26 protein-coding genes are annotated in these 21395 nt (G+C 40.5%); 13 read left to right on the top strand and 13 right to left on the bottom strand.

What is annotated here, in order from left to right; genetic code table 11:
• Positions 1-61: 61 nt before the first annotated feature.
• On the top strand, positions 62-712 hold the full coding sequence (hpf, locus tag U2718_RS05155) for a ribosome hibernation-promoting factor, HPF/YfiA family (RefSeq protein WP_341995676.1): 651 nt from the start codon (positions 62-64) through the stop codon (positions 710-712).
• 124 nt (positions 713-836) lie between these two features.
• Here hpf and U2718_RS05150 read toward each other — a convergent pair whose 3' ends face one another.
• Positions 837-1286 carry a peroxiredoxin gene (locus tag U2718_RS05150; RefSeq protein WP_341995675.1) on the bottom strand — a complete coding sequence of 150 codons (450 nt, stop codon included), beginning with the start codon at positions 1284-1286 and terminating at the stop codon, positions 837-839.
• Between the two features lie 122 nt (positions 1287-1408).
• Between U2718_RS05150 and U2718_RS05145 the strand changes: the two genes are divergently transcribed.
• Positions 1409-2617 (top strand): acyltransferase family protein, encoded by a 1209-nt coding sequence (locus U2718_RS05145; protein WP_341995673.1) that lies wholly within the window; start codon positions 1409-1411, stop codon positions 2615-2617.
• Between the two features lie 42 nt (positions 2618-2659).
• Here the strand turns inward: U2718_RS05145 and U2718_RS05140 are convergent, their stop codons facing one another.
• From U2718_RS05140 to U2718_RS05115, 6 genes are all read right to left on the bottom strand, one after another.
• Positions 2660-3241: a Uma2 family endonuclease gene (locus U2718_RS05140; protein WP_411813228.1), complete on the bottom strand. Its 582-nt coding sequence runs from the start codon at positions 3239-3241 to the stop codon at positions 2660-2662.
• 5 nt (positions 3242-3246) lie between these two features.
• The gene (locus U2718_RS05135; RefSeq protein ID WP_341995671.1) at positions 3247-3666 is read right to left on the bottom strand and encodes a nucleic acid-binding protein; all 420 of its coding nucleotides are present in this window, start codon (positions 3664-3666) and stop codon (positions 3247-3249) included.
• Entirely contained in the window at positions 3663-3944 is a 282-nt protein-coding gene (locus U2718_RS05130) for a hypothetical protein (RefSeq protein WP_341995667.1), read from the bottom strand. The genes U2718_RS05135 and U2718_RS05130 overlap by 4 nt, the downstream gene beginning before the upstream one ends.
• 209 nt (positions 3945-4153) lie before the next feature.
• The gene (gene obgE / locus U2718_RS05125) at positions 4154-5182 is read right to left on the bottom strand and encodes a GTPase ObgE (RefSeq protein ID WP_341995665.1); all 1029 of its coding nucleotides are present in this window, start codon (positions 5180-5182) and stop codon (positions 4154-4156) included.
• Positions 5183-5198: 16 nt separating this feature from the next.
• Positions 5199-5333 (bottom strand): hypothetical protein, encoded by a 135-nt coding sequence (locus U2718_RS05120; RefSeq protein WP_341995663.1) that lies wholly within the window; start codon positions 5331-5333, stop codon positions 5199-5201.
• Between the two features lie 47 nt (positions 5334-5380).
• Positions 5381-6055 carry a Mo-dependent nitrogenase C-terminal domain-containing protein gene (locus U2718_RS05115; protein WP_341995661.1) on the bottom strand — a complete coding sequence of 225 codons (675 nt, stop codon included), beginning with the start codon at positions 6053-6055 and terminating at the stop codon, positions 5381-5383.
• Positions 6056-6145: 90 nt separating this feature from the next.
• On the opposite strand from U2718_RS05115, the gene U2718_RS05110 reads away from it, so the two are divergent.
• The 4 genes from U2718_RS05110 to U2718_RS05095 all read left to right on the top strand — a co-directional run bounded on the left by U2718_RS05110 (position 6146) and on the right by U2718_RS05095 (position 9403).
• Positions 6146-6271, top strand: a complete 126-nt coding sequence (locus U2718_RS05110; RefSeq protein WP_341995658.1) for a hypothetical protein — start codon at positions 6146-6148, stop codon at positions 6269-6271.
• Between the two features lie 47 nt (positions 6272-6318).
• The gene (locus U2718_RS05105; RefSeq protein ID WP_341995656.1) at positions 6319-7137 is read left to right on the top strand and encodes a class I SAM-dependent methyltransferase; all 819 of its coding nucleotides are present in this window, start codon (positions 6319-6321) and stop codon (positions 7135-7137) included.
• Between the two features lie 33 nt (positions 7138-7170).
• Entirely contained in the window at positions 7171-8286 is a 1116-nt protein-coding gene (locus tag U2718_RS05100; RefSeq protein ID WP_341995654.1) for a glutamate--cysteine ligase, read from the top strand.
• A 70-nt stretch (positions 8287-8356) separates the two neighbouring features.
• Positions 8357-9403 carry a serine hydrolase domain-containing protein gene (locus U2718_RS05095; RefSeq protein ID WP_341995652.1) on the top strand — a complete coding sequence of 349 codons (1047 nt, stop codon included), beginning with the start codon at positions 8357-8359 and terminating at the stop codon, positions 9401-9403.
• A 2-nt stretch (positions 9404-9405) separates the two neighbouring features.
• Here the strand turns inward: U2718_RS05095 and U2718_RS05090 are convergent, their stop codons facing one another.
• Positions 9406-9723 (bottom strand): DUF2087 domain-containing protein, encoded by a 318-nt coding sequence (locus U2718_RS05090; protein WP_341995650.1) that lies wholly within the window; start codon positions 9721-9723, stop codon positions 9406-9408.
• Positions 9724-9780: 57 nt separating this feature from the next.
• Between U2718_RS05090 and U2718_RS05085 the strand changes: the two genes are divergently transcribed.
• The 4 genes from U2718_RS05085 (at position 9781) to U2718_RS05070 (ending at position 13392) form a co-directional block, all read left to right on the top strand.
• Positions 9781-10398: a class I SAM-dependent methyltransferase gene (locus U2718_RS05085; protein WP_341995648.1), complete on the top strand. Its 618-nt coding sequence runs from the start codon at positions 9781-9783 to the stop codon at positions 10396-10398.
• Between the two features lie 34 nt (positions 10399-10432).
• A complete protein-coding gene (locus U2718_RS05080; RefSeq protein WP_341995646.1) occupies positions 10433-10951 on the top strand; it encodes a GNAT family N-acetyltransferase in 519 nt (172 codons plus the stop codon).
• A gap of 335 nt (positions 10952-11286) precedes the next feature.
• Positions 11287-12321: a chlorophyll a/b binding light-harvesting protein gene (locus tag U2718_RS05075; RefSeq protein ID WP_341995644.1), complete on the top strand. Its 1035-nt coding sequence runs from the start codon at positions 11287-11289 to the stop codon at positions 12319-12321.
• A gap of 111 nt (positions 12322-12432) precedes the next feature.
• Positions 12433-13392, top strand: a complete 960-nt coding sequence (locus U2718_RS05070) for a chlorophyll a/b binding light-harvesting protein (protein WP_341995641.1) — start codon at positions 12433-12435, stop codon at positions 13390-13392.
• 396 nt (positions 13393-13788) lie between these two features.
• Here U2718_RS05070 and U2718_RS05065 read toward each other — a convergent pair whose 3' ends face one another.
• Together U2718_RS05065 and U2718_RS05060 are read right to left on the bottom strand one after the other, a co-directional pair.
• Positions 13789-14490 carry a class I SAM-dependent methyltransferase gene (locus tag U2718_RS05065; RefSeq protein ID WP_341995639.1) on the bottom strand — a complete coding sequence of 234 codons (702 nt, stop codon included), beginning with the start codon at positions 14488-14490 and terminating at the stop codon, positions 13789-13791.
• A 134-nt stretch (positions 14491-14624) separates the two neighbouring features.
• A complete protein-coding gene (locus U2718_RS05060; RefSeq protein WP_341995636.1) occupies positions 14625-15755 on the bottom strand; it encodes an iron-containing redox enzyme family protein in 1131 nt (376 codons plus the stop codon).
• 158 nt (positions 15756-15913) lie between these two features.
• Between U2718_RS05060 and U2718_RS05055 the strand changes: the two genes are divergently transcribed.
• Positions 15914-16054, top strand: a complete 141-nt coding sequence (locus U2718_RS05055) for a hypothetical protein (RefSeq protein ID WP_341995634.1) — start codon at positions 15914-15916, stop codon at positions 16052-16054.
• A gap of 52 nt (positions 16055-16106) precedes the next feature.
• Here the strand turns inward: U2718_RS05055 and U2718_RS05050 are convergent, their stop codons facing one another.
• A complete protein-coding gene (locus U2718_RS05050; RefSeq protein ID WP_341995633.1) occupies positions 16107-17903 on the bottom strand; it encodes a penicillin-binding protein 2 in 1797 nt (598 codons plus the stop codon).
• A gap of 45 nt (positions 17904-17948) precedes the next feature.
• Positions 17949-18572 carry a hypothetical protein gene (locus tag U2718_RS05045; protein WP_341995631.1) on the bottom strand — a complete coding sequence of 208 codons (624 nt, stop codon included), beginning with the start codon at positions 18570-18572 and terminating at the stop codon, positions 17949-17951.
• A gap of 485 nt (positions 18573-19057) precedes the next feature.
• On the opposite strand from U2718_RS05045, the gene U2718_RS05040 reads away from it, so the two are divergent.
• Both U2718_RS05040 and U2718_RS05035 read left to right on the top strand, forming a co-directional pair.
• The gene (locus tag U2718_RS05040; RefSeq protein WP_341995629.1) at positions 19058-19231 is read left to right on the top strand and encodes a hypothetical protein; all 174 of its coding nucleotides are present in this window, start codon (positions 19058-19060) and stop codon (positions 19229-19231) included.
• A gap of 357 nt (positions 19232-19588) precedes the next feature.
• The gene (locus U2718_RS05035) at positions 19589-19741 is read left to right on the top strand and encodes a hypothetical protein (protein ID WP_341995627.1); all 153 of its coding nucleotides are present in this window, start codon (positions 19589-19591) and stop codon (positions 19739-19741) included.
• Here U2718_RS05035 and U2718_RS05030 read toward each other — a convergent pair.
• Positions 19724-20755: a class I SAM-dependent methyltransferase gene (locus tag U2718_RS05030; RefSeq protein ID WP_341995625.1), complete on the bottom strand. Its 1032-nt coding sequence runs from the start codon at positions 20753-20755 to the stop codon at positions 19724-19726. The genes U2718_RS05035 and U2718_RS05030 overlap by 18 nt on opposite strands.
• Between the last annotated feature and the right edge of the window lie 640 nt (positions 20756-21395).

Genomic DNA, 21395 nt, shown 5'->3' with positions numbered 1-21395 from the left:
CTTACCGCAATTCCTTTTCTCCAAACCAAATACACATCAAACATTGAGCGGGAGAGTTTACATGAAGCTTGTCATCCACGGCAAAAATATTGAAATCACCGATGCAATCAGGGATTATGTGCATCAAAAAATTGAAAAGGCAGTGAATCATTTTCAGAACATCACAAATGAAGTGGATGTGCATTTGAGCGTAGCTCGCAATCCCCGGATTAATCCCAAGCAATCGGCAGAAGTCACTATTTATGCTAACGGAAGTGTCATCCGTGCCGAGGAGAGCAGCGAGAATTTATACGCCAGTATCGATTTGGTAGCGGATAAAATAGCTCGTCAACTGCGTAAATACAAAGAACGGCGTCATGAGAAGAAAACTCATGCCCAAACTACCATTGAAGGAGTTGTTCAACAAACTGTAGTCAAAGATTTAATAGGCGATCGCACTCCCGAATTACCAGAAGAAGTGGTTCGCACAAAATATTTTTCCATGCCACCAATGAGCGTTGCCGAAGCATTGGAGCAGCTGCAACTGGTAGATCACGATTTTTATATGTTCCGGAATTCAGAAACTAACGAAATTAACGTTATTTACGAACGCAATCATGGTGGATATGGTGTGATTCAACCCCGCAATGGCAATGGACATACCAACAGCAAAAACGGCAAAACAGCTCATGCTCACACTAGCACGCCGGAACAGCCGCACGTGCATAAATAGAGATTAGGGACTAGAGGCTAGAGGCGAAAGAGAACACGGGGACACTGAGAATCGTGCTTGACGTTTTGACCCTCTGTTCCCCTGCTCCAGGTGCTGCTGGTGTTTCTTTCCTAGTCCCTAGTCCCTAGCTAGCCCCTAGTCCCTTTAGGGACTCCTCGACATGAGCTTTAAAGTTCAACATCGAATCAAATACATATTGCACAACTCCATTTTTATCTATCACATACGTTACCCGACCGGGAATCAAACCAAAAGCTGTGGTAGCACCATATAGCTTCCGTACTTTGTCGCCTTTATCGCTCAACAAAGTAAATGGTAGCTGGTATTTGGCAGCAAATTTTTGATGAGATTCCGGCGAATCACCACTGATGCCAATGATTTCTGCACCAGCAGATTGAAATACTTCATAGCGATCGCGAAAAGCACAAGATTCCACCGTGCATCCGGGTGTGTCATCCTTGGGATAAAAATAAAGGACAACTGATTTGCCACGAAAATCTTTCAGACTAACAGATGTACCGTCCTGGGAAGGAAGGGTAAAATCAGGCGCAGTATCCCCAACTTTTACAGACATAAGCGATTTCAGCTAGTGCAACATTCCTTTACAAAATTTTAACTTGTGTATTGGTCTAAAATTTTCCTTGATAGTCTGTCTTAAGAGAGGTAATTTATAATCTCCAACTGAAAATTTCATTTATGCGCCTCACCTCTCTTGATGTGTTTCGCGGCATTACCATTGCTGGCATGATTCTCGTCAACATGGCTAGTATTGCCGATCCTAATGTCTATCCTCCACTACTCCACGCCCAATGGCACGGCTGGACACCAACTGACTTAGTATTTCCCTTCTTTCTGTTTATAGTTGGTGTAGCCATGAGTTTTTCCTTCTCTAAATACACTGACGTTAAAACAGACACACAGACGCGCAGAGGAGGAGACGCTGAGACTGAAAACCTCTCTGTGTCATCACGTTCTAATACCCCTACATCTTTGCCTCCGCCTTACGGGCGCATCTTACGCCGTGCTGCTATTCTCTTTGCTTTGGGATTACTCCTCAATGGCTTTTGGAATCAAGGTATTTGGACTTTTGATTTCAGCAGCATCCGGATGATGGGAGTGTTGCAGCGCATCAGCCTTACCTACTTGCTGGCAAGTTTGGCAGTTCTCAACCTACCGCGTAAAGGGCAATGGATACTGGCAGCAGTGCTACTCATCGGCTACTGGGTGGCGATGATGTATGTGCCTGTTCCCGGTTACGGTGCTGGTGTGCTGACAAGAGAAGGCAACTTTGGCGCTTATATAGATCGCTTGATTATTCCCAAAGCACATCTTTACAAAGGCGATGGCTTCAACTTCATGGGAGATCCGGAAGGACTTTTTAGCACTATTCCCGCTATTATTAGTGTCTTAGCTGGTTACTTTACTGGGGAGTGGATACGTAGTAAAAAAGAGATAAGTTCCGAAACTAGCATGGATTTAGTTTTATTTGGTCTTAGCTGTCTAGTTATCGGTGGAATTTGGGATTTGGCATTTCCAATTAATAAAAAGCTCTGGACTAGTTCCTACGTAGTATTTACTACTGGTTGGGCTTTATTATTACTTGCTGCTTGTTATGAATTAATAGAAGTGCGACGAGTGCGGCGTTGGGGTAAACCTTTTGAAGTCTTGGGATTAAATGCCATATCTATATTCGTCGCATCCGTGCTGTTGATTAAAATTTTGGTTAGAACCACCGTTGGGACTGGAGAAAAGGCTCCTAGCACTTACAATTGGATTTATCAAAATCTGTTTGCATCTTGGGCGGGTGCGTTCAACGGTTCAATGTTATTTGCGATCGCGTCTGTGCTGTTGTGGTTAGCAGTTGCCTATGGAATGTATCGCCAACGCTGGTTTATTAAAGTTTAAATTTGCTTTTATTGGTCAGTATATTGCAAGCGATCGCTTATTCTATTCTTCTGCATTAAAGTCTACTTTATCGTAAATATCTGCCAGTAAAATTTGGCAAGGAACTGAGGCTAGAGATAAACTTATATCTCCATCTTCATATTCAGAAAATATCCATTTATTGTTGTCAGCCTTGCAATATTGCTCAACGTGCATCGTGTACTGGTCAATAAGAATATATTCCTGAAAGGTGGGAATGGTGCGGTAAGCTGCAAATTTTTCATCGCGATCATAGCTTTTAGTAGATTTTGACAGCACCTCAGCAATCATCACTGAGTTAGTGATAGTATCTCTCCTTTCTTCTGTAAATTGCAGTTCACCTGCAACAACCATGACATCAGGATAGGTGTGAATGCGCTTATTTGGAATCCAAAGACGCTGATCTGCGACAAAAACTCGATAAGGCTGACGCTTGAGAGCAAAATTTAGCGTACTGCTGAAGTTTAAAGCAATTTGGTTGTGATTGGGTGTTCCACCTGCCATTAAAATAATTTGTCCATCAATATATTCGTGGCGCTCCTCTGAATTAACCTCTAGTTCTAGGTATTCTTCAGGTGAATAGTAGCGTTGTTCTTGTAATTGCATAATATTTAATCTTGACGTAACAGAGCTATAAAACCTGCTTGTTCAAAGTGTTTATCATAAGCAAGCGCTTCCAAAATATTTTGCTGTTCCATGATTTTAAAGGAGGTACAGTCTGTATGGCTCCAAGCTTGATCCAAACGTTGACTGTAAAGCTTTAGTGCGCTGAGAAACAAGTCACTTGTTTGGGAAACAACTTCGATATTAGGATTGCTGATGGATTGATTAATCAGATTGACTGCTGCTCGCCTGAATAGACTGCCTTGCTTAGAAAAAGCATTCAATAATTCAGTGAATATTATTTCACTAGTAACTATATGTAAAGAAGGCATGAGACATGCAGTAACATTTTTGGCTTTATGATGTAGTTGGTCGTTGGGATTTAGTAAAGCAATCCCGTAACCTGTATCAGCAAATACTGTTTTCATTCCTCATTTTTGGGTGAGCCATATAGATAGTAATCCAAATTTGCTGCCAGATCATTTGGGAGTTTTACCCATTCCTCTTGAGGAATTTGTAGACTAATCTCATCAATGAACTCTAAAAATGATTGAGATGGTAAATTTTGGTTTGACTCTACAGGTGTATTTTCAGAAACTCTTTGTTTAAGCCTATTTTTAATGAAAAGTAAAAAATTTAAGACTTCTTCAACTAAAAAGTCTGGCGCTTGAGCAATTTCCTTCATTAATTCTTCTTTTGCAGTCATAAACTTACCTCATTTCAGATTTTTCTAATCTGTTAGGTAATTAATACCTAACAGGCTGTAAACTGTTGATTCATCCAAACTGTTGATAAACTTTTTAGATATTTCTCAACTTAAAACTGTTCAGCAATACTGTTTAGGTAGATAAACAAATAAACTGGATTGAGGTAATCAGTTTGTTTTTACTTTATTCTCAAAAATTTTTGCATTAATCACCCCAAAATTTCTACTTCTTCAGCAGGATTAAGTTGATCGAGAATTCTCCAAATTTCCTGTAACATTGGCTCTAATCCAGCACCCGTAACTCCTGAAATCAAAAAAACAGGGGCATGGGAAAGATGACTCAGCTGTGTCGCCAGTGCCTCTAAATCTACGCTTTCCCTATCTACCGCATCAATTTTATTTAATGCCAAAACTTGCGATCGCTCTGCCAAACCCCTGCCATAGGCTTGCAATTCTTGCTGGATAGTATTGTAGTCTCTGATAACATCATCACTGGTGGCATCAATCAAATGCAGTAATACTCGCGTGCGTTCAATATGGCGTAAAAAATCATGTCCTAAGCCAGTTCCCTGAGCAGCGCCTTCAATTAATCCGGGAATGTCAGCGAAAACTGTACCATCACCTGTTGGCTTGCGTACCACCCCTAAATTTGGTACTAGGGTAGTGAAGGGGTAATCGGCGATTTTCGGACGTGCTGCTGATAAAGCTGAAATTAATGTAGATTTTCCGGCATTGGGTAGCCCAATAATTCCCACTTCTGCCAAAAGCTTCAATTCTAAACGTAGTTGCTTAATTTCTCCTGGCAGCCCTGGCAAGGCATATTCGGGAGCGCGGTTGCGGTTGCTCAAAAAATGCTGATTTCCTAATCCACCCTTACCACCAGCCGCAATCAGCAAAGTCTGCCCAGGTTCTACTAAATCCCCTAATAAATCACCTGTTTGAGCATCATAAACAACTGTGCCGCAGGGAACTTCGATGATTAAATCCTTGCCATTTGCCCCAGTGCGGTTATTTGGCCCACCACGACCACCATTTTCTGCCTTAAACTTATGATTATATCTAAAGTCGAGCAAGGTTTGCAAGTTCTCATCCGCCAAGAAATATATTGAACCACCTTTTCCCCCATTACCGCCAGAAGGACCACCTGCTGGCACATACTTCTCCCGTCGAAAAGCGACAATACCATCGCCTCCCTTGCCTGCCTCAACTTCAATTTCTGCTTGATCGATGAATTGCATAATTAGTCAATAGTCATTAGTTATTGGTCATTAGCCATTGGTCATTAGTCATTGGGTGAATTGCCAATTGAGTTAAGGTATGAACGTAATTGGTAGCTAATTTTTCCGCCAGTTGATACACCCACAATTCTTGTAACCTCTTGCTCGACATTCTCCTCCATTACTAAGGACTAATAACTAATGACTAATGACTAATAACTAAATATATTCCGAAACATCCTCTCCACAATCATCTGCCAGATAGGAGAGGGCGCGAAAACGTAAACTTACAAGTTGTTCATAAAGTGGATTGAGTTTACATAGGGGCGGTATATGAACTACTTTGCGTCCAAATAGTTTAATATCCCGCTCAAAAGGACACTGAGAGGGAATCATTTTGCACAAAAAACGGGCTACTCTGGGATCTTGAATATCTAATCCGTCTAGCCAATCGCGCAAAGGATGTAATGCATCAAGTTGACGCTTTGTGGGTGCAAAAACAGGAGTTTGTGTCTTTCCTGTTGGTTGTGGCAAAGTATGGCGCAAGGCTTCCAGTAAATTTTCTGGTGCTCCTAACGCTTTGCAAAACTGGTGCAGGAGATAGTCTTCACTTTTAGAATAGGTACCGTCTGCGATCGCTACCATCACCGCTGTGCGTAAGAAATTTTCTGCTGCTGGTGTGCCTACACCGAAAATTGCAGCTAACTCTTCTGGTTCAATGGCATCAAACGATTCCAAGTTAGTTCCAGGAGCTAATTCATCCTGGGTAATACTGGTTATTAATTGTCTTTCTTGGTCATCAAAGTCACCATCTGCCCAAGCAATAGTCAGTAATCCACGCAGCCAAGCGGCTATTTGTTCGCTGCTATAGGGAGATTGAACAGCACTCGTCATAAACTCACGCCTCTAGCTTTTCCCAAGTCCATACTAGCCGACGCTTACTTCACATAATGTTATTTGTTTTATTAAATCTTTTAATTAACTATGAACTATTGCGTACCCGAAGGAGGACAAGGAGAAGAATTTCTCGTTAGGCTTGGTGGCTGTGCCTGGTGGCAGTTGGCACTGATGCAAGAAGTAAATAGAGACTATTTTTTGCTCTTGTGCTAAGATTATTGAGATTTTTTTTAATTAATCTCCTCAAAAGGGGATTTTTAATGATAAAAAATAAAATTGACCTTGGTGTAATTCAAGAAACACTATTAATTCCTCTATGGGCTAGAGCTACAGAGTTAGAGCAAGTTGAACCAATTCTAGTAGACTCTAAATCGGCTGAGATTGTCGCAGCAATTGATTATGATTTTGAAAAATTTGCTCGTGCCAAGAACTCTCAAGTAGGTGCTTGCTTGCGAGGAATGATCATCGACAACTGGACACGTAATTTCCTTCAACAGCATCCTCAATCGTCGGTTATTGAGATAGGCGCAGGATTAAATACGCGCTTTGAAAGAGTGGATAACAACCAAGTGCGCTGGTTTGATTTAGACTTGCCAGATGTAATGGCTTTGCGCAAGCAGTTTTTTCAAGAAACGGAACGACGTCAATTTATCAGTGCTTCTTGTCTAGATACAGACTGGTTTGAGCGTGTTAAAGCCATTGGTACACAACCTTATATGTTTATAGCGGAAGGTGTGTTGATGTATCTTAACGAACGACAAGTACGACAGCTTTTTAGCAATCTCTTACAAGAATTCCCTGGTTCGTGGTTTGCCTTTGACTCTATATCACCACTTTTCGTGAAGAATCAAAAGCACCATGATGCAATAAAACACATGGCAGCAAAGTTCGATTGGGGAATTTCAGATATTCGTAACATAAAAAATTGGGACTCTCGTCATCACATTATGGAAGTTTGTACTTTTAAAGATTTGCCAACAAAATATTTAAAACGTTTTTCCTTAATTAATCGTTTCTTATTTTCCTATATTTCACCTTTACAAAATACTTATCGTTTAGCATTAGTTAAACTGGGTTAATTTAAATAACAAAAAAATTTTAGGATATAAGTCATGTTTAATTTTGGTATCGAACATGAAGTTGCTTTCCTCAATTCAGAAGGAAAGTTTGTTGATTTTTCTCGTGCAAAATTTGCTGATTTTAATCAAATTATCGAGCAACTTCCCATATATCCCAATGACCACCTCCAATTAAGAATTGGAGACGCTGGGATTAGAAAAAAAAGATGGTATATTGAAGGATTTGAAAGATTTGCAGATTCTCAAACAATTGTAGATTGCACTCCCAAAGGCATTGAAATTAGAACAACAATAAATTCTGATATTCAAAGCACAATTAATGAACTGACAGAAAGTTTCTGCTTGCTGTGTAAAATAGCCGTACAGTTTGGCTTTGCGCCAGTTTTAATTAGTTTTAATCCGTACAAAACAGTTTTTGAGCCGGAACCACCATTAAATGATTATGAAATTAAGCAAATACAACAGGCTGATCCGGAAGAACAAACGGCTAACATTTATATGGTGACTTATGGGCCAGATTTAAATATATCAATGACAGATTTATCAAATGAAAGTCTGATTAATATTGGGAAAAAATTAACTTATTACAGTCCTTACATTGTTCCTTTCAGTTATAGTTCACCATTTTATCAAGGCAGTTTGTGGGAAGGACTATCAGTGAGGACTTTTGTTAGAACTGGAAAAAGAGCAGCGGCAATGGTTTTTGTAGAAAAGCCAGAACAAATTATTAAGTCTACGCCTTCACTGACAAAAATAGCACGTCTGCCTGCGGAAGTTGGTCGGATTGAATTTAAGGCTTTTGATAGTTGTGATGATTTTTCAATTTATGCTGGTTTATTAGCTTTATTAAAAGGTCTAATTTTAGATGAATCACTTTCTGGTAGAGCAACAATACCAGATATCGAAAAGCATCAACTTTCAGCACAACAAGGTTTTGATAATCAAGATATTTATGCGATCGCCTCACAAGTTTTGCAAGCTGCCGAAGTTGCCCTTGGTAACGATCCAGATGTAAATTTGCTAGCACCATTAAAAGTGATGCTCGAAAACCGAGAAACAAAAGCTCATCAACTTATTCGTGATTTCAACAAGCTGGGTTCAATAGAACAAGTACTCAAAAATACTTATAGCAGTTGCCAGATAGATTAGGACATTAACTTAATGATAAAAACCAAACATCAAGAGAGTTTCAAGCCTGTTCCCTGTACTCTGCACTGGCATGATTGACGATTACATCCAAGCCATTATGACTCAAAACCAAATTCCTGGACTTTCTGTTGCAGTAGTGCAGGAAGGCGAACCTGTTTTAGTCAAAGGCTATGGATGGGCAAATATTGAACACTCGGTTCCGGCAACTGAACGCACAGTTTACGAAATCGCGTCTGTTGGCAAAACGTTCACTGCCACACTCATAATGATGTTGGTTGAGGAAGGAGTAATTTCGCTCGATGATGCGATCACCAATTATCTAGACAACATACCTCTAGCGTGGCAGCCCGTTACAATCAAGCATATTCTGTCTCACCAGTCTGGAATTCCCAGCTATACTGATGCCAAAAACTACTGGGAAATTACCCGTCTGGATTTATCCAAATCTGAAATTTTGGCTTTAGTTACTGATTTACCCCTCAAGTTCCAACCAGGGGAATTCACTGCCTATGACAACACAGGCTATTATCTATTAGGCTTAATCCTAGAAAAGATAACAGGGCAATCCTATGGAGATTTATTGTGCGATCGCATTTTTGCTCCTTTGGGCATGAATGCAACCGTAATGAATCACCCCAGAGATATTGTGCCGCACCGGGCTGCTGGTTACCGTTGGCCCAATGATAAGCTTGTGAACAAACCCTACTACAGTCCTTCAGTCACCTATTCAGCAGGAGGGCAACTCTCCAGTGTGGAAGATATGGTGAAGTGGGAACAAGCTCTTTACAATGCAACTGTATTGAGGCAATCAACTCTCGATTTAATGTGGACTCCCCATCCTCCCAAACTTGGTGATGATTGGAACAAGCTCAAATGTGTGGCGGGTTTAGGTTGGTGGGTGATTAATTATAGCGATCGCCGAGTAGTTGCTCATAATGGTTCGATTCTAGGTTTCGCCAGTAATATCACTCGTTTTATCGATGACAAAATTACCGTGATTTTATTCTGTAATTTAGATACAGTAACGCGATCAGATGCAATTGCGGCATATATTGCTGGATATTACTGCCCATCCCTTGCAGGATTGGCGCTTCAGCCTCCATTAGAAAACGATTAAATTTATTGAGTTGACTTCATAATTTCAGTCTCTGATTTCCAAAGTGATGCTGGTAATCGCCAGTACAAACCATTTTCTCGCTCCATCAATTGATAGCCAATTAATTCGCGTCGCAAAGTTGCGTAATCAGAATGATGATGGGCAATAATTTCGTTGACTTGACGTTCTGTATAAGTTACTTTTTGTTCAAATTTTCTTACTAACCATCTAAGTACGACTAAGCGTTTTTTGCGAGTAGCGGGAATTTTGATAAGGTTTACACCATCAAGGTAAGTTTTGAGTACTTTTTCTTCCCATGCTTCCAACTTGAGATTACTCATACATTGCACCTAGCATTATGAGATATCATCACGAAGTATAAGAGAACTATTATCTAAATGAATCAAGAAGAATTATCTGCATGGTTTGTAGCTAATAAAACTTTACTAGAGAATGCTTACACATTAGAAACTGAACCATGGAAACAATCAGGATTTTCTGGGTCTTACGAACGCTGGATTGCTTGTAGAAAGCCAATTGCTGATTGTGTAAATCAACCCGGAAATTTTTTGGATATCGGCTGTGCTAATGGTTATTTACTAGAGTGCTTATTACAATGGACAGCTGCTAGAGGGATTAAAATTCAGCCTTATGGCTTGGATATTTCAACAAGACTTGCTGATTTAGCAAAGCAAAGATTGCCAAAGTTCGCCAGTAATATTTTTATTGGTAATACTTGGACATTTGTACCACCGCTCAATTTTGATTTTGTCCGAACTGAATTATTGTACGTTCCTGAAGATTTGAGAGAAGGCTTTGTTAGGCGCTTACTAGAGTTGTTTGTTCAGCCGAATGGCAAGGTTTTGGTAGCTGATTACCGCTCTCGTAAAGACACTCATTCACAGCCTTGGGTAGATGATATCTTACGAGCTTGGAACTTTAAAGTAGATGATTGTAAATCTGGCTGCTATGAAGGCAAGGAACTAACGAGAATCGCAGTAGTAAAAAATTACTGAGCATTGCCACCAAGTGTGAGAAGGTTTTGAAGGAATGGAAAAATCTTGGACTATTAGAGAAGCTGAGGAAATAGATATTGCTGCGATCGCTCAGGTTCATGTTGCGTCTTGGAAATCAACATATCATGGCTTAATTCCAGCATCAGTAATAGAAAGTTATACCGTAGAGCACAGAGAGACTATTTGGGCAAAGATATTAGCTCAAGGCAAGACAAAAACACTGGTAATTGCAGACAAGAATATCTTTGGCTTCGTAAATTTTGGTGCGACTCGTGACTCTGATAAAGATATTCATCAAACCGCCGAAATAAACGCGATTTATCTACTGGCATCTCACTGGGGGCGCAAGCTAGGCAAGGTGGTACTAGAGCAAGCTATACAAGATATTCTCGCTCAGGGATTTCATGAAATTACTCTTTGGGTACTTGATAGCAATACTAGAGCGCGTCGGTTTTATGCAGCCTTGGGATTTGATCCAGATGGTGCATCTAAGCTAGATGTACGTGGAGATGCGTCTTTAACAGAGTTACGATATTGCCGAGTTTTCAGCTAGTTCAGTTCAAGAAAACTTACTACTCTCCATTCACCTAGTAAATATTAAGTTTTGTAAATACGCTTGCTTATTAGAATAGATTCTCAATAGACTTATTTTTGAAGTCCAAGCTATTGGTTCTTGATTTCAATAAATCAGGGTGTATCTTCATTTACGAACGATCCGTTTGTAAATAATTTATGGCTTTCTAAATCTAAGAAGCCATAGAGCGGTTTTTCCTCTCATAGTATTTTTCCTTGCAATATCCGAGCAAAGAGCTTGCTTGTAAATGGCCTTCTTTTACAAGCAGGTATTTTCTTGATTACAAATATCAACAAGGAGTAAACAGCTAACCAATGCAAACCTACGGTAATTCCAACGTCAAATATGACTGGTGGGCTGGTAACGCCCGTTTTGCAAATCTTTCTGGTTTATTCATTGGTGCTCATGTGGCACAAGCCGCTCTGACGACTTTGTGGGCAGGAGCTTTTACTTGGTTTGAAATTTCTCGATACAACCCTAACGTACCGATGGGTGAGCAGGGGCTAATTTTGTTGCCGCACTTAGCTACCTTGGGTTTTGGTGTGGGGGCAGGTGGACAGATATTTGATACTTATCCTTATTTTGTAATTGGAGCGTTACATCTCATTTCGTCAGCTGTTTTGGGTGCAGGTGCATTGTTCCATACTTTCAAAGGGCCTCGCAACTTAAAAGATGCAACAGGACGAGCACGTAAATTTCATTTTGAATGGGACGATCCAAAGAAACTCAGCTTTATTTTGGGACATCACCTGATTTTCTTAGGAGCTGCTGCTTTGTTATTGGTGGCAAAAGCGATGTACTGGGGTGGACTGTACGATGCCACAACTCATGATGTCCGTGTCGTTACCAATGCCACCCTCAACCCATTCGTCATTTTTGGCTATCAGACTCACTTTGCCACTGTTGACAACTTAGAAGATTTAATCGGTGGTCATATCTATGTAGGTTTGCTTCTAATTGGTGGTGGTATATGGCATATCCTGACAGAACCTTTTGCTTGGGCGAAAAAACTCCTGATTTTTTCTGGTGAAGCTATTCTTTCCTATTCTTTGGGTGGTATTGCCTTAGCAGGGTTTGTTGCAGCTTACTTTTGTGCAGTCAACACTTTAGCTTATCCTGTGGAATTTTATGGCGCTCCCTTAGAACTCAAGTTTGGAGTGTGTCCCTATTTTGCTGACACTATCAAGTTACCCTACGGGAATCACACCGCAAGAGCATGGTTAGCAAACGCTCATTTCTTCCTTGCTTTCTTTTTCCTACAAGGACATCTCTGGCACGCTCTACGAGCAATAGGTTTTGACTTTAAACGAGTGGAAAGAGCATTAGATGTAGTTGAGACTAGCTCGTAAATCTTAAAGGTGACTGAGGACTGGTACTGGGGATTGGGGATAGAAAAATTTACCCGGTACCTTTTCATAATCTTAAAGTTCAAAATTCCATGTTGAAAAAGGAATTCAATTGTGGCAATTTCGACTGATAAAACCTTCGCAGCAGACACAACTTTACCCTGGTTAATTGGTAATGCTCGTTTAATAGATTTCTCAGGTCAGCTATTAGGCGCTCACATTGCTCATGCAGGTTTGATGATGTTTTGGGCAGGAGCTACTACTATCTCAGAGGTAACGCACTTTGTTCCCAACCTACCAATGTATGAGCAGAATTTTACTGTATTGCCCCATTTAGCAACTTTGGGATGGGGTGTAGGTGCTGGGGGTGAAGTAGTCGATACTTATCCTTATTTTGTAATTGGTATTTTGCATTTAGTCGCATCTGCTGTGTTGGGTGCAGGTGGACTTTTTCATATCTTTCGCGCTCCGGCAATTTTACATAATGGCGGAGGATTAGTTGCTAAATTTCACTATGAATGGAATGACCCAAAAAAGTTAGGTTTCATTTTGGGAAATCACCTAATTATTCTAGGTTTTGGTGCATTTTTACTGGTATTAAAGGCAATGTTTTTTGGCGGAATTTATGACACCCATCTGGGAGATGTCCGCTTAATTGCCAACCCCACTCTTAATCCAATGACAATCTTTGGTTATTTAGTTGGAATTAAAGAAAATCATTGGACTTTATTAGGAATGGCAAGTGTTGACAATCTAGAAGATGTCATCGGTGGCCACATCTGGATTGGATTAATACTAGTTTTAGGTGGTGTGTGGCACATTCTTGTACAACCTTTTGCGTGGGTAAGACGGATTTTACCGATTGAAAATGGCGAGGATATTCTTGCTTATAGTTTGCTTGGTTTAGCTTTTATGGCTTTTATTTCTGCCATTTTTGTGGAGCATAACACTACTGTTTTTCCCAAAGAATTTTATGGCGATCGCCGTCTTTGGTCTGTTTTTATCCAGTTTTGCTTAGGTATATTGGCACTTGCTGGTTTCTCGTGGCATTATTGGCGTTCTCGTCAAGTTTAAGCTGAGTTTTCTTTCCCCTATCTATGAACTTGACCTAGAAAGGTCTTGTTTTCTGCCTGCGGTTTCTAGCAGTTAGTCGCAGGCTATTTTTTCAGACCTAATTGAGGACAAATCATGCTAAGTAAAATCTTTTTTACAACCTGTGCTTGGGGAATTTCAATTCTTAGTTTTTGGACTATTATCCTATCCTTTAAAAAAGGGATATATCATCTGAAAAGATTACATGAAATTCCCTGTTCTGGTTGTGAATATTTTACAAATGATTACCGCCTGAAATGTACAGTACATCCTATAAATGCTTGTACAGAGGAAGCAATAGGCTGTCGTGACTTTGAACCCAAAAATTACACTTGCAGGGTTTGTCAGAATTATTCTCAAAAACACAAGAGTTAATCTCTACAGGCTTGTGAGTAATTGCATTAACTCTTTCGATAAATCAATTGTAGTTAGTTCTTCCTGGGACTTTGTAAATAAAACACCAGCTAGGTAGTAATAATCTCCAGAATAAAACGCCATTTTGTTTTTGCGTAATTCTTCTATGTGTTTTTTGACTTTTGGCTCAGAACTGTAGTAGCCAAATTTCAAAGGTAAGACTATGAAATTACTAACATGATACCCATTGGCTTTGGCATGATTAATCGTACTTTGTGGATGAGAGAAGCTAGAGATTAAAAGTAAAGCTTTTTCATAACCTAATAACAAAAGGTTATTGGTAACAGTAGCTCCATCTATACCTCCGAATAAAAGTGGCATATAAATATCTTGATCTGGTGCAGGTAGATAGGGCGGATTGGCTACAAGATAGTCAGCTTTGAGATTAGAAGAGCTAAATAAACATGAATTATGAACTACGTACTTTTGACCCAGATTATATTCATCAATGGTTGAATTAGCAACCTTCCAAGCAGAAGTATTTAATTCAAATCCATGTATAATGCCATCAAATCTGTTTCTAAGTAGCGAATTAATAACTGGAGTGCCATCTCCTGAACCAAATTCCACAATACATTCAGATTTTTGACAATTTCTCAATGCAAAGTTTTCCAAACAATTAGAGTAGAAATTAGACTCTTCCGGACAAAAAAATATATCTTTCATATGTTTGTGTGAGTATTACAATGAGTTAGATTTTGGTAAGGCATACATCTCATTCACAAGCAAAAATTACTCCTTTAGTAGAGAATTTTTGACTAAAGGAATAAAGACAAATTAAATAAATTAGAAATCTAGGATTAGTGATGTTGTGTTTCTGAAGCGAGTGGAGTGTTTTGTTCTACTTGGCGTATTGATTGCACAACCGCTTCGGCGGCGCGATCGCCCATTAACTTTTCTTGGTCGTATCCCAGCACTAGCTCCCACGCATCATTGGGGTACAATTCTGCTAAAGGCAAAGCCACATCATCTAACATCCAGCGCCCGTGACGTTCATCTTCTCGAATATGCAGTTCCCAATAACCCATCGCCGCATCTGACAATCCCAAACGTTGGGCAGCTGTAAGATAATTTTTGTAAGCAGAAGGCCCTGCAACCTCAAAATAGGTTAAACCACCGCTATAACGCAGGAAATGACGCTTACACTCAGTCAGTAAAAAGTTATGATTGGCACAGGCTAAAACCTCCCAAGGTACTAAATCGAAGTATCCTTCTGGTTCGGTATTCATGCCAAACTCAGCTAGCATTTGAGCAAAAAATGTAGAATGCTTGCGAGAGAAGCGACCGTTACCGTACTCTTCCAGTAATACCTTTACAAGAGTACATTGGACTGGATTAGCAGCACCACCAAGAATACGGGAAAGACGACTGCCCTCAACTAACCCATCAAATGAGCCGATCGCTAATAAATGACGATAGCCAATTTCTGTCATTTCCTCACGAATGTAGCGGCTTCCTGCTGATAAAGGTGGCTCTAAATCGTATGCGGTACGCTCAATCAGCGCTTGCTTGACATCTAACTGCTGTAAGGCTGCCACATCGATTTTTGCTATTTCCCATTCTTGCCAAGCCGCCTCAATTTGATCACGCACCTTGTATAGATAGAGCGATCGCTCATTAGTATAGTGCCGCAAATCGTCATACCAAAAAAGGTTTAAGCGATTAATCCGATACAGTATACGCTGGAGAAAAAGATGAGCCTTATCATCACCAGAACCATTGTGATAAGCAGCACGAATTCCTATAGAAAGCGCACTCTCAAATTCACTGGCAAGTGAGGGTTCTCTATCAAGTTTTTGATCTAAGTTGTCTGTAATCAGCAGTTCTATAAATTGCTGCTCACCACGATCATAAATAGTAACTTCTGTTACCCCTATTGGTAAGCTTCCCTCCGCAGTAGGAGGAGGTAATTTAACTAAATTGCTCTGCATGGAATCTTTGGTTCTTTGCAATCGGTGTTGATAACTTTCACCTTATATACCTAGATTTCCATTTAGTAGTTTTCTCTACCTCTCCCCTGGGTTGTAAAGAACAATTAAGCACTACGATTAAAGATTCTACCTAAGGGAGCAGGGGAGAATCAATAAATATGTACTATCTGGAGAGGGGGGGACAAGGGGATATCCAGACGCGGGGAGTGGGAGAGGAGGAGACAACTAACCCTCGCGTTGCGCGGGTTAAGCATTGTAGCGACTACCGGGTGGGTTTAGAAGAGAAATTATCTGTTTGAACGGCAAGATGATCAATAAAACCCGCCCCTACTACTAACTACTAACAAATGACTACTGTATTGATTGACTGGGTGGAATTTGCTCAATAGTAATTAATGCTTCCATTACTGCTTTGACAATTGGAGCAGCCACAGTACCACCATAAGCATTTGCGCCTTTTGGTTCATCTACTAATGCCAGTACTACATAGCGCGGTGTTTCTACAGGCAGGATAGCCACAAAACTAGTAATTTTTGCACCACTGATATAGCCACCAGAGCTACCAGCTTTTTGGGCGGTGCCAGTTTTGCCTCCAATGCGATATCCCGAAATTTGTGATACTCTACCAGTACCATTGGCGACAACTGTTTCCATCATTTCTACAACTTTTTGACTAGTAATAGGTGAGAACAGTTGGCGTGGCGCTGCATAAGAAGGAGTGTAATGTATTTGCCCCTTGCTATCTATCAAACCTTTTACTACATGGGGTGTGACGATTTTTCCACCATTAGCTAAGGCTCCGTGTAATTGTACCAATTGCAAAGGTGTTAAGGAAAAACCTTGACCAAAGGAGGTAGTTGCTGCTTCTACGGGCGAGGCAGCAAATTTTTCTAGACTTTTAAGTTGGCTAGCGACAACAAAAGGTAAATCTGTATTGAGGCTTTGCCCCAACCCCAACTTTTCTAGCCAACTATGGTAAACAGGAGTCTGCAAGCGTTGGATCATTTGCACCATGCCAATATTGCTGGAATGTTGCAAAATCTGGGCAATATTGATTTGCCCGTAACTTTTATTTTGGGCATTTCTGATGGTGCGATCGGCTACTTTAATAAAACCAGGATCGTTGAATGTATCCTCAGATTTAATCGCTCCTGCTTCTAGGGCGATCGCCACATTTAAAGGTTTAAAAGTCGAACCAGGTTCGTATAAATCTGCTACAGTCCAGTTTTTGAACAGTGAGACATTGGCTTTAGAGTATTGATTAGGATTATAGGTGGGTAAAGAAACCAATGACAGCAAAGAACCATCCCACGCATCCATTACAATTACCGCTCCCCTTTGGGCATGGTATTTGTCCATCTGCTCTTGTAATGCATTGCGAGCTGCTCTTTGCAGGCGACTGTCAATAGTCAGTTGTAGTTGCAAATCATCAAAATGCAGAAAACCCTCTGGAGCATGATCTGACATCAACGCCCCATTGCCTGCACGACTGAGGCGTACTGTTTTTAAAGAACGTTCCAGTAACTTCTCTTGACTATACTCCACACCTGCTTGACCGCGACGGTCAACATTTACATAGCCTACTACTTCTGCTACCAAATCTTGTCGCGGATAAAATCGAGAGTATCTTTGAGTTAACTCTATGCCATTTAAACGTAATGAATAAATGCGATCGGCAACTTCTTCTGGCAGGGTAGAGGAAAGTAAGATACCACTTTTTTTACTTTCAAACTTTGTTTCTAACTCCGCAGCATCCTTACCCATAATCGGAGCAAGTAGCTTGGCAATTTCTTGATTAGATTTATCAAATAGCTTGGGATGAACATACATTGTATATACAGGTCGATCCATCGCCAACATATCTCGATTCCGATCTACTACCGGGCGACGAGGCACAAAAAGTCGCAAATTAACCATCTGTTGGTTTCGCGCCCTCTGGGTAAGCTTCGGCCCGCGTATAATTTGTAGATTGTACAAATTAACAGCTAGGCCAAACGCAGCAATAACCAATACAGCCCAAACGATGAACAACCGAGAGTTAACCTTCGATGTTTGTACTATAAACTTAGAGAAAAATGATGAAAAAAATCTTTTTCTAGTGCTAGAACGCTTTCTTTGCCTGACTTTTCTGGTTGGTGACTTCTGCATAAGGACTATCCTTGGTCATTAGCAATTTATTTCACCCTAATGACTTTAATATCCTAGTGGTGTAAGTTTTTGCTGTTGTAGTTCAGAATTGGGAGTTACATTAGGCACGACGGGATTTGAACTCTCAGGTGCTGGACGTAAGAACACTGTTCCGGCAGGAGAAGGTGTTACCAATCCTGCTGCTGATGTTTGTGCTTCCTGTGCCATTTGGTTTTTTAGTACTTCGTTATTTGTTGTCAATTGTCGTTCGTCACGCTGTAAAGTTTGCAACTTCCGGTATGCCTGACTCCACATTTGCTGAGAATAAACCGTCCAACCATAAACTACGAGCATGGCTGCTACCAGTAAAAATGTCATCACTGAAGAGTGACGATATAAAGTGTACAAGCGCAGTAACCATAAAGGTGCCGAGCCTTGTTTGCTTAAATCAGAAACAGTAGTAGTTGTGACTGCACCTGCATTATTTTTGAACTGGGTTGCACTCACCGATACATTTTGCAATGAACGTTTTTGCCTTTGAGAGGAAACTGTTGTTGACAGAGCTTTTTCTGTAGTAGTTCTAAGTGATTTGAGTTGTTGTTCTCTAGTGGTGCTTCCTCCAAATAGAGAACCTTGCCGCCGGAACCAACTGCGCTTTGTAGAAACATCTGATTTACGAGCAACAGCCATAATCTTTATTTTTAGGTAAAAAATTGAAGTTTTATTGAATAATTGATTGTCTATTTTGGTTCAACTGACAATTGCTTTTTGGGCAATTAGCTACGAATAACACCCTACTCTCTTGTTTTGAGTCTAGATAGCTACACTAATGTTTGCATCTAATGTGGATATTACTTGCGGCAATTTTGAACCTTAAACGGATACTTTAGCATTTAAGCATCGCATCTAAAAGTATGGCAACGCTGAACAGCAAGAGCAATAGTTTACATAAAGATAATATCTTTTGGTATATTTGACGATTTTATTAGCCATTTTGGCAATCTTACCTATGCCGTCCTAAAATCAAGTTGTTTGCGACTATATACCGAATCTGCACTCCAAAATCCAAAATCAGCTTTAAATCTTTGATATAAAATAATTAAAAAAAAGCAACAAATGAGGTATCGTAGTCAACGAAGCTCAAAATTGTGCCAATTTTTGGTGAAAGAGGAGTTATGAAAATAAAAATTCTTGGTTTTGCTTTATTGCTAGGTTTAGCTTCAGCGCTTGGAGCATGTGAAAATGCTCAAGATGGTACTACTACTACCACTCCAGCACCTGGTGAACCGACTGACGCTGCTACTAAGGCACCTGTTACTCCTGCTGCCACTCCTACTAAGAGTCCCTAAATAGCAGCCTCAAATCAGCTTAAAAACTGGTTTCTCACGGCGCTCCTCACTACACAATGATTGAGTTGTTTCCTATTTTGTCGGCAAGTAATATTTACGTTGAGTCACGCGAGCTTCTAGCATAGCTTCACTCGCGTTTGTTTGGATTTTGCAGTTCACTTAGCGATATACAGTCAGAGATTCTTGAGATTGCCACTGCAATTTCCTAATCTTACGGAAAAGACATCATACGTAAACTATAAACTGTTTCCAATATCAACAGCGTATACAAGTATGAGCGTTTTACGTTGTTGATATTTTTCATCTAGAAAACACGGTGGAGTGATTGAAGTTTACTGGCTCATAGATTGTAAAAGTATGCAAAACTCGCCAGTAGCGATCGCCAAATCATCTTTCAAAGGTTTACTACAAATCCCATCCCTAGATCAGGCAATCTCCCCTATTATGGAGAGACAGGTTTGTTTGTTTTTTATGGGCATTGCTGATTTAGAGTTAAGGTTTCTGTGCTGATACAAATAAAGCCAATCTATACTTACTTATGCGAATCTGATGAAAACCCGTTTTGGTTAGCCAATCCAAAATCGTAGGTTGTGGCCAAATACGTCCACCACAAGTAACATAATAGATAAGGGAGAACAGGCTAATTGGCGAAGAGAGTTTTCCCTGCTCGCCAGGATGAAATAAGTCGTTAATCAATACGGTACCGCCTGAATGCAGTGCTTGGAATGCCTGATTGAGTGCGATTTCACACTGCTCGGCTGTAAGGCAGTGGAGGATGTTCGAGAGGAATACAACATCGTAATTGTTGCCCCAATCAGTCTCCAGTAAATTACCTTCAATGTATTGGATGCGATCGCCTAATCCTGCCTGTTCGATTTGGGGTAATCCTGCTTGGATTGCGTTGGGTAAATCCAGGATATCGGCTTTCAAGTTTGGATACTTTTGACAAAATGCTATGCTGTATTCTGCGGGGCCGCCTGCTACATCTAGCAAGCGCTTGGGGGGTGGATTGAGCTTTGCCCACTTGAGAATATTTGGGGCGCTTTGCTGCCCACTACTTTTGAGCATAGTGTAGTAGTTTGCAAAACAGGTGGCAGATTGAGGATTGAAGTGAAAATTGGGAACTTCGCCAGTGCGAATATCCTTCTCTAGCAACACCAATTGATGACTAATGTCGCCACCTAACCTGAGAAAGTCATAAATTAACCCACCCGACTTTGTCAGCCAACGAGCAGAATCTTGGGTAAGTTGATAGTGCTGCCCTTGTCGCTTCAGAAAACCAAAGCCATCCAGGCTTTCTAGTAAAACTTGCATTCCGTGAGGATCGCAATCCATCTGTATTGCCAATTCAGCAGCCGTTTTAGGATTGTCTTGCAGAGCATCGAACACGTTCATTCCTATGGCAGTCACTAAAACCTGGCTAACTCCCATGCCGAGCATACCCAAGAGAAAAGGTTGCAGTTCCTTGCGGCTATTGAGTGCGATCGCCTCCAAGATATTTTCCGGCTTGATTGTCAACTTCATTTGAAAACTCCTTGGAACTTTTGACAGCTAATAATAATTTTTTTCATTTTTAGCACAAAAATAAAATTAATTATTGAATCTCACATAAGCAAGATAAAGTAAAACCGCTGTACTCAACTGGATATACAGCGGCTGCAAATAGAGCGTCAGGACGCGCCCTCCACTAGATTTAATATTTTTAGGCTAGGCTCGGTCAGAGGAGGAAAATTGCATTTACGTAATTTGGCTGGCTGATACTCGTCTATTTACCTCATTCAGAATTTGTTGAAATTTATTTTCAATTACATATAACTCTACTAGGAATAGCGGCGATCGGCAAGTAAGTATTAATAGAGAAATTTTATCAATAGCTAATTGAGTGATTGGCTAGAAATATAAAGGCAATAAGTAGAAGGCAGAGGGCAGTAGACACGTAGACGCGGTAGACGCGTTCGCCGTCAGGCGTTGCGTTAGCTAGCGTCTTCTCGCAGAGTAGCCCTTCCCCCAGATTAGGTAGGTAGGCAGAAGGCAGGAGGGAATTAAGACAAGGAGAGAGGGGAAATGAGGGGAAAGACGTAGCTCACACTCCTGTTCCTTCCATGTCACCTTGTCTTCTTGTCCTCTTCTGTACCCAATTCATAAAGGCTACTTAGTTCTATTT

Origin of the sequence: Chlorogloeopsis sp. ULAP02, assembly GCF_038404745.2 — a bacterium.
Classification (GTDB): Bacteria; Cyanobacteriota; Cyanobacteriia; order Cyanobacteriales; family Nostocaceae; genus Chlorogloeopsis.
This window is presented reverse-complemented; position numbering and strand designations above follow the sequence as displayed.

What these genes read in the sequence shown, in the direction of transcription:
- hpf (WP_341995676.1), top strand. Translation starts at nt 62, where the DNA reads ATGAAGCTTGTCATCCACGGCAAAAATATTGAAATCACCGATGCAATC.
- U2718_RS05150 (WP_341995675.1), bottom strand. Translation starts at nt 1,286, where the DNA reads ATGTCTGTAAAAGTTGGGGATACTGCGCCTGATTTTACCCTTCCTTCC.
- U2718_RS05145 (WP_341995673.1), top strand. Translation starts at nt 1,409, where the DNA reads ATGCGCCTCACCTCTCTTGATGTGTTTCGCGGCATTACCATTGCTGGC.
- U2718_RS05140 (WP_411813228.1), bottom strand. Translation starts at nt 3,241, where the DNA reads ATGCAATTACAAGAACAACGCTACTATTCACCTGAAGAATACCTAGAA.
- U2718_RS05135 (WP_341995671.1), bottom strand. Translation starts at nt 3,666, where the DNA reads ATGAAAACAGTATTTGCTGATACAGGTTACGGGATTGCTTTACTAAAT.
- U2718_RS05130 (WP_341995667.1), bottom strand. Translation starts at nt 3,944, where the DNA reads ATGACTGCAAAAGAAGAATTAATGAAGGAAATTGCTCAAGCGCCAGAC.
- obgE (WP_341995665.1), bottom strand. Translation starts at nt 5,182, where the DNA reads ATGCAATTCATCGATCAAGCAGAAATTGAAGTTGAGGCAGGCAAGGGA.
- U2718_RS05120 (WP_341995663.1), bottom strand. Translation starts at nt 5,333, where the DNA reads ATGTCGAGCAAGAGGTTACAAGAATTGTGGGTGTATCAACTGGCGGAA.
- U2718_RS05115 (WP_341995661.1), bottom strand. Translation starts at nt 6,055, where the DNA reads ATGACGAGTGCTGTTCAATCTCCCTATAGCAGCGAACAAATAGCCGCT.
- U2718_RS05110 (WP_341995658.1), top strand. Translation starts at nt 6,146, where the DNA reads ATGAACTATTGCGTACCCGAAGGAGGACAAGGAGAAGAATTTCTCGTT.
- U2718_RS05105 (WP_341995656.1), top strand. Translation starts at nt 6,319, where the DNA reads ATGATAAAAAATAAAATTGACCTTGGTGTAATTCAAGAAACACTATTA.
- U2718_RS05100 (WP_341995654.1), top strand. Translation starts at nt 7,171, where the DNA reads ATGTTTAATTTTGGTATCGAACATGAAGTTGCTTTCCTCAATTCAGAA.
- U2718_RS05095 (WP_341995652.1), top strand. Translation starts at nt 8,357, where the DNA reads ATGATTGACGATTACATCCAAGCCATTATGACTCAAAACCAAATTCCT.
- U2718_RS05090 (WP_341995650.1), bottom strand. Translation starts at nt 9,723, where the DNA reads ATGAGTAATCTCAAGTTGGAAGCATGGGAAGAAAAAGTACTCAAAACT.
- U2718_RS05085 (WP_341995648.1), top strand. Translation starts at nt 9,781, where the DNA reads ATGAATCAAGAAGAATTATCTGCATGGTTTGTAGCTAATAAAACTTTA.
- U2718_RS05080 (WP_341995646.1), top strand. Translation starts at nt 10,433, where the DNA reads ATGGAAAAATCTTGGACTATTAGAGAAGCTGAGGAAATAGATATTGCT.
- U2718_RS05075 (WP_341995644.1), top strand. Translation starts at nt 11,287, where the DNA reads ATGCAAACCTACGGTAATTCCAACGTCAAATATGACTGGTGGGCTGGT.
- U2718_RS05065 (WP_341995639.1), bottom strand. Translation starts at nt 14,490, where the DNA reads ATGAAAGATATATTTTTTTGTCCGGAAGAGTCTAATTTCTACTCTAAT.
- U2718_RS05060 (WP_341995636.1), bottom strand. Translation starts at nt 15,755, where the DNA reads ATGCAGAGCAATTTAGTTAAATTACCTCCTCCTACTGCGGAGGGAAGC.
- U2718_RS05055 (WP_341995634.1), top strand. Translation starts at nt 15,914, where the DNA reads ATGTACTATCTGGAGAGGGGGGGACAAGGGGATATCCAGACGCGGGGA.
- U2718_RS05050 (WP_341995633.1), bottom strand. Translation starts at nt 17,903, where the DNA reads ATGCAGAAGTCACCAACCAGAAAAGTCAGGCAAAGAAAGCGTTCTAGC.
- U2718_RS05045 (WP_341995631.1), bottom strand. Translation starts at nt 18,572, where the DNA reads ATGGCTGTTGCTCGTAAATCAGATGTTTCTACAAAGCGCAGTTGGTTC.
- U2718_RS05040 (WP_341995629.1), top strand. Translation starts at nt 19,058, where the DNA reads ATGAAAATAAAAATTCTTGGTTTTGCTTTATTGCTAGGTTTAGCTTCA.
- U2718_RS05035 (WP_341995627.1), top strand. Translation starts at nt 19,589, where the DNA reads ATGCAAAACTCGCCAGTAGCGATCGCCAAATCATCTTTCAAAGGTTTA.
- U2718_RS05030 (WP_341995625.1), bottom strand. Translation starts at nt 20,755, where the DNA reads ATGAAGTTGACAATCAAGCCGGAAAATATCTTGGAGGCGATCGCACTC.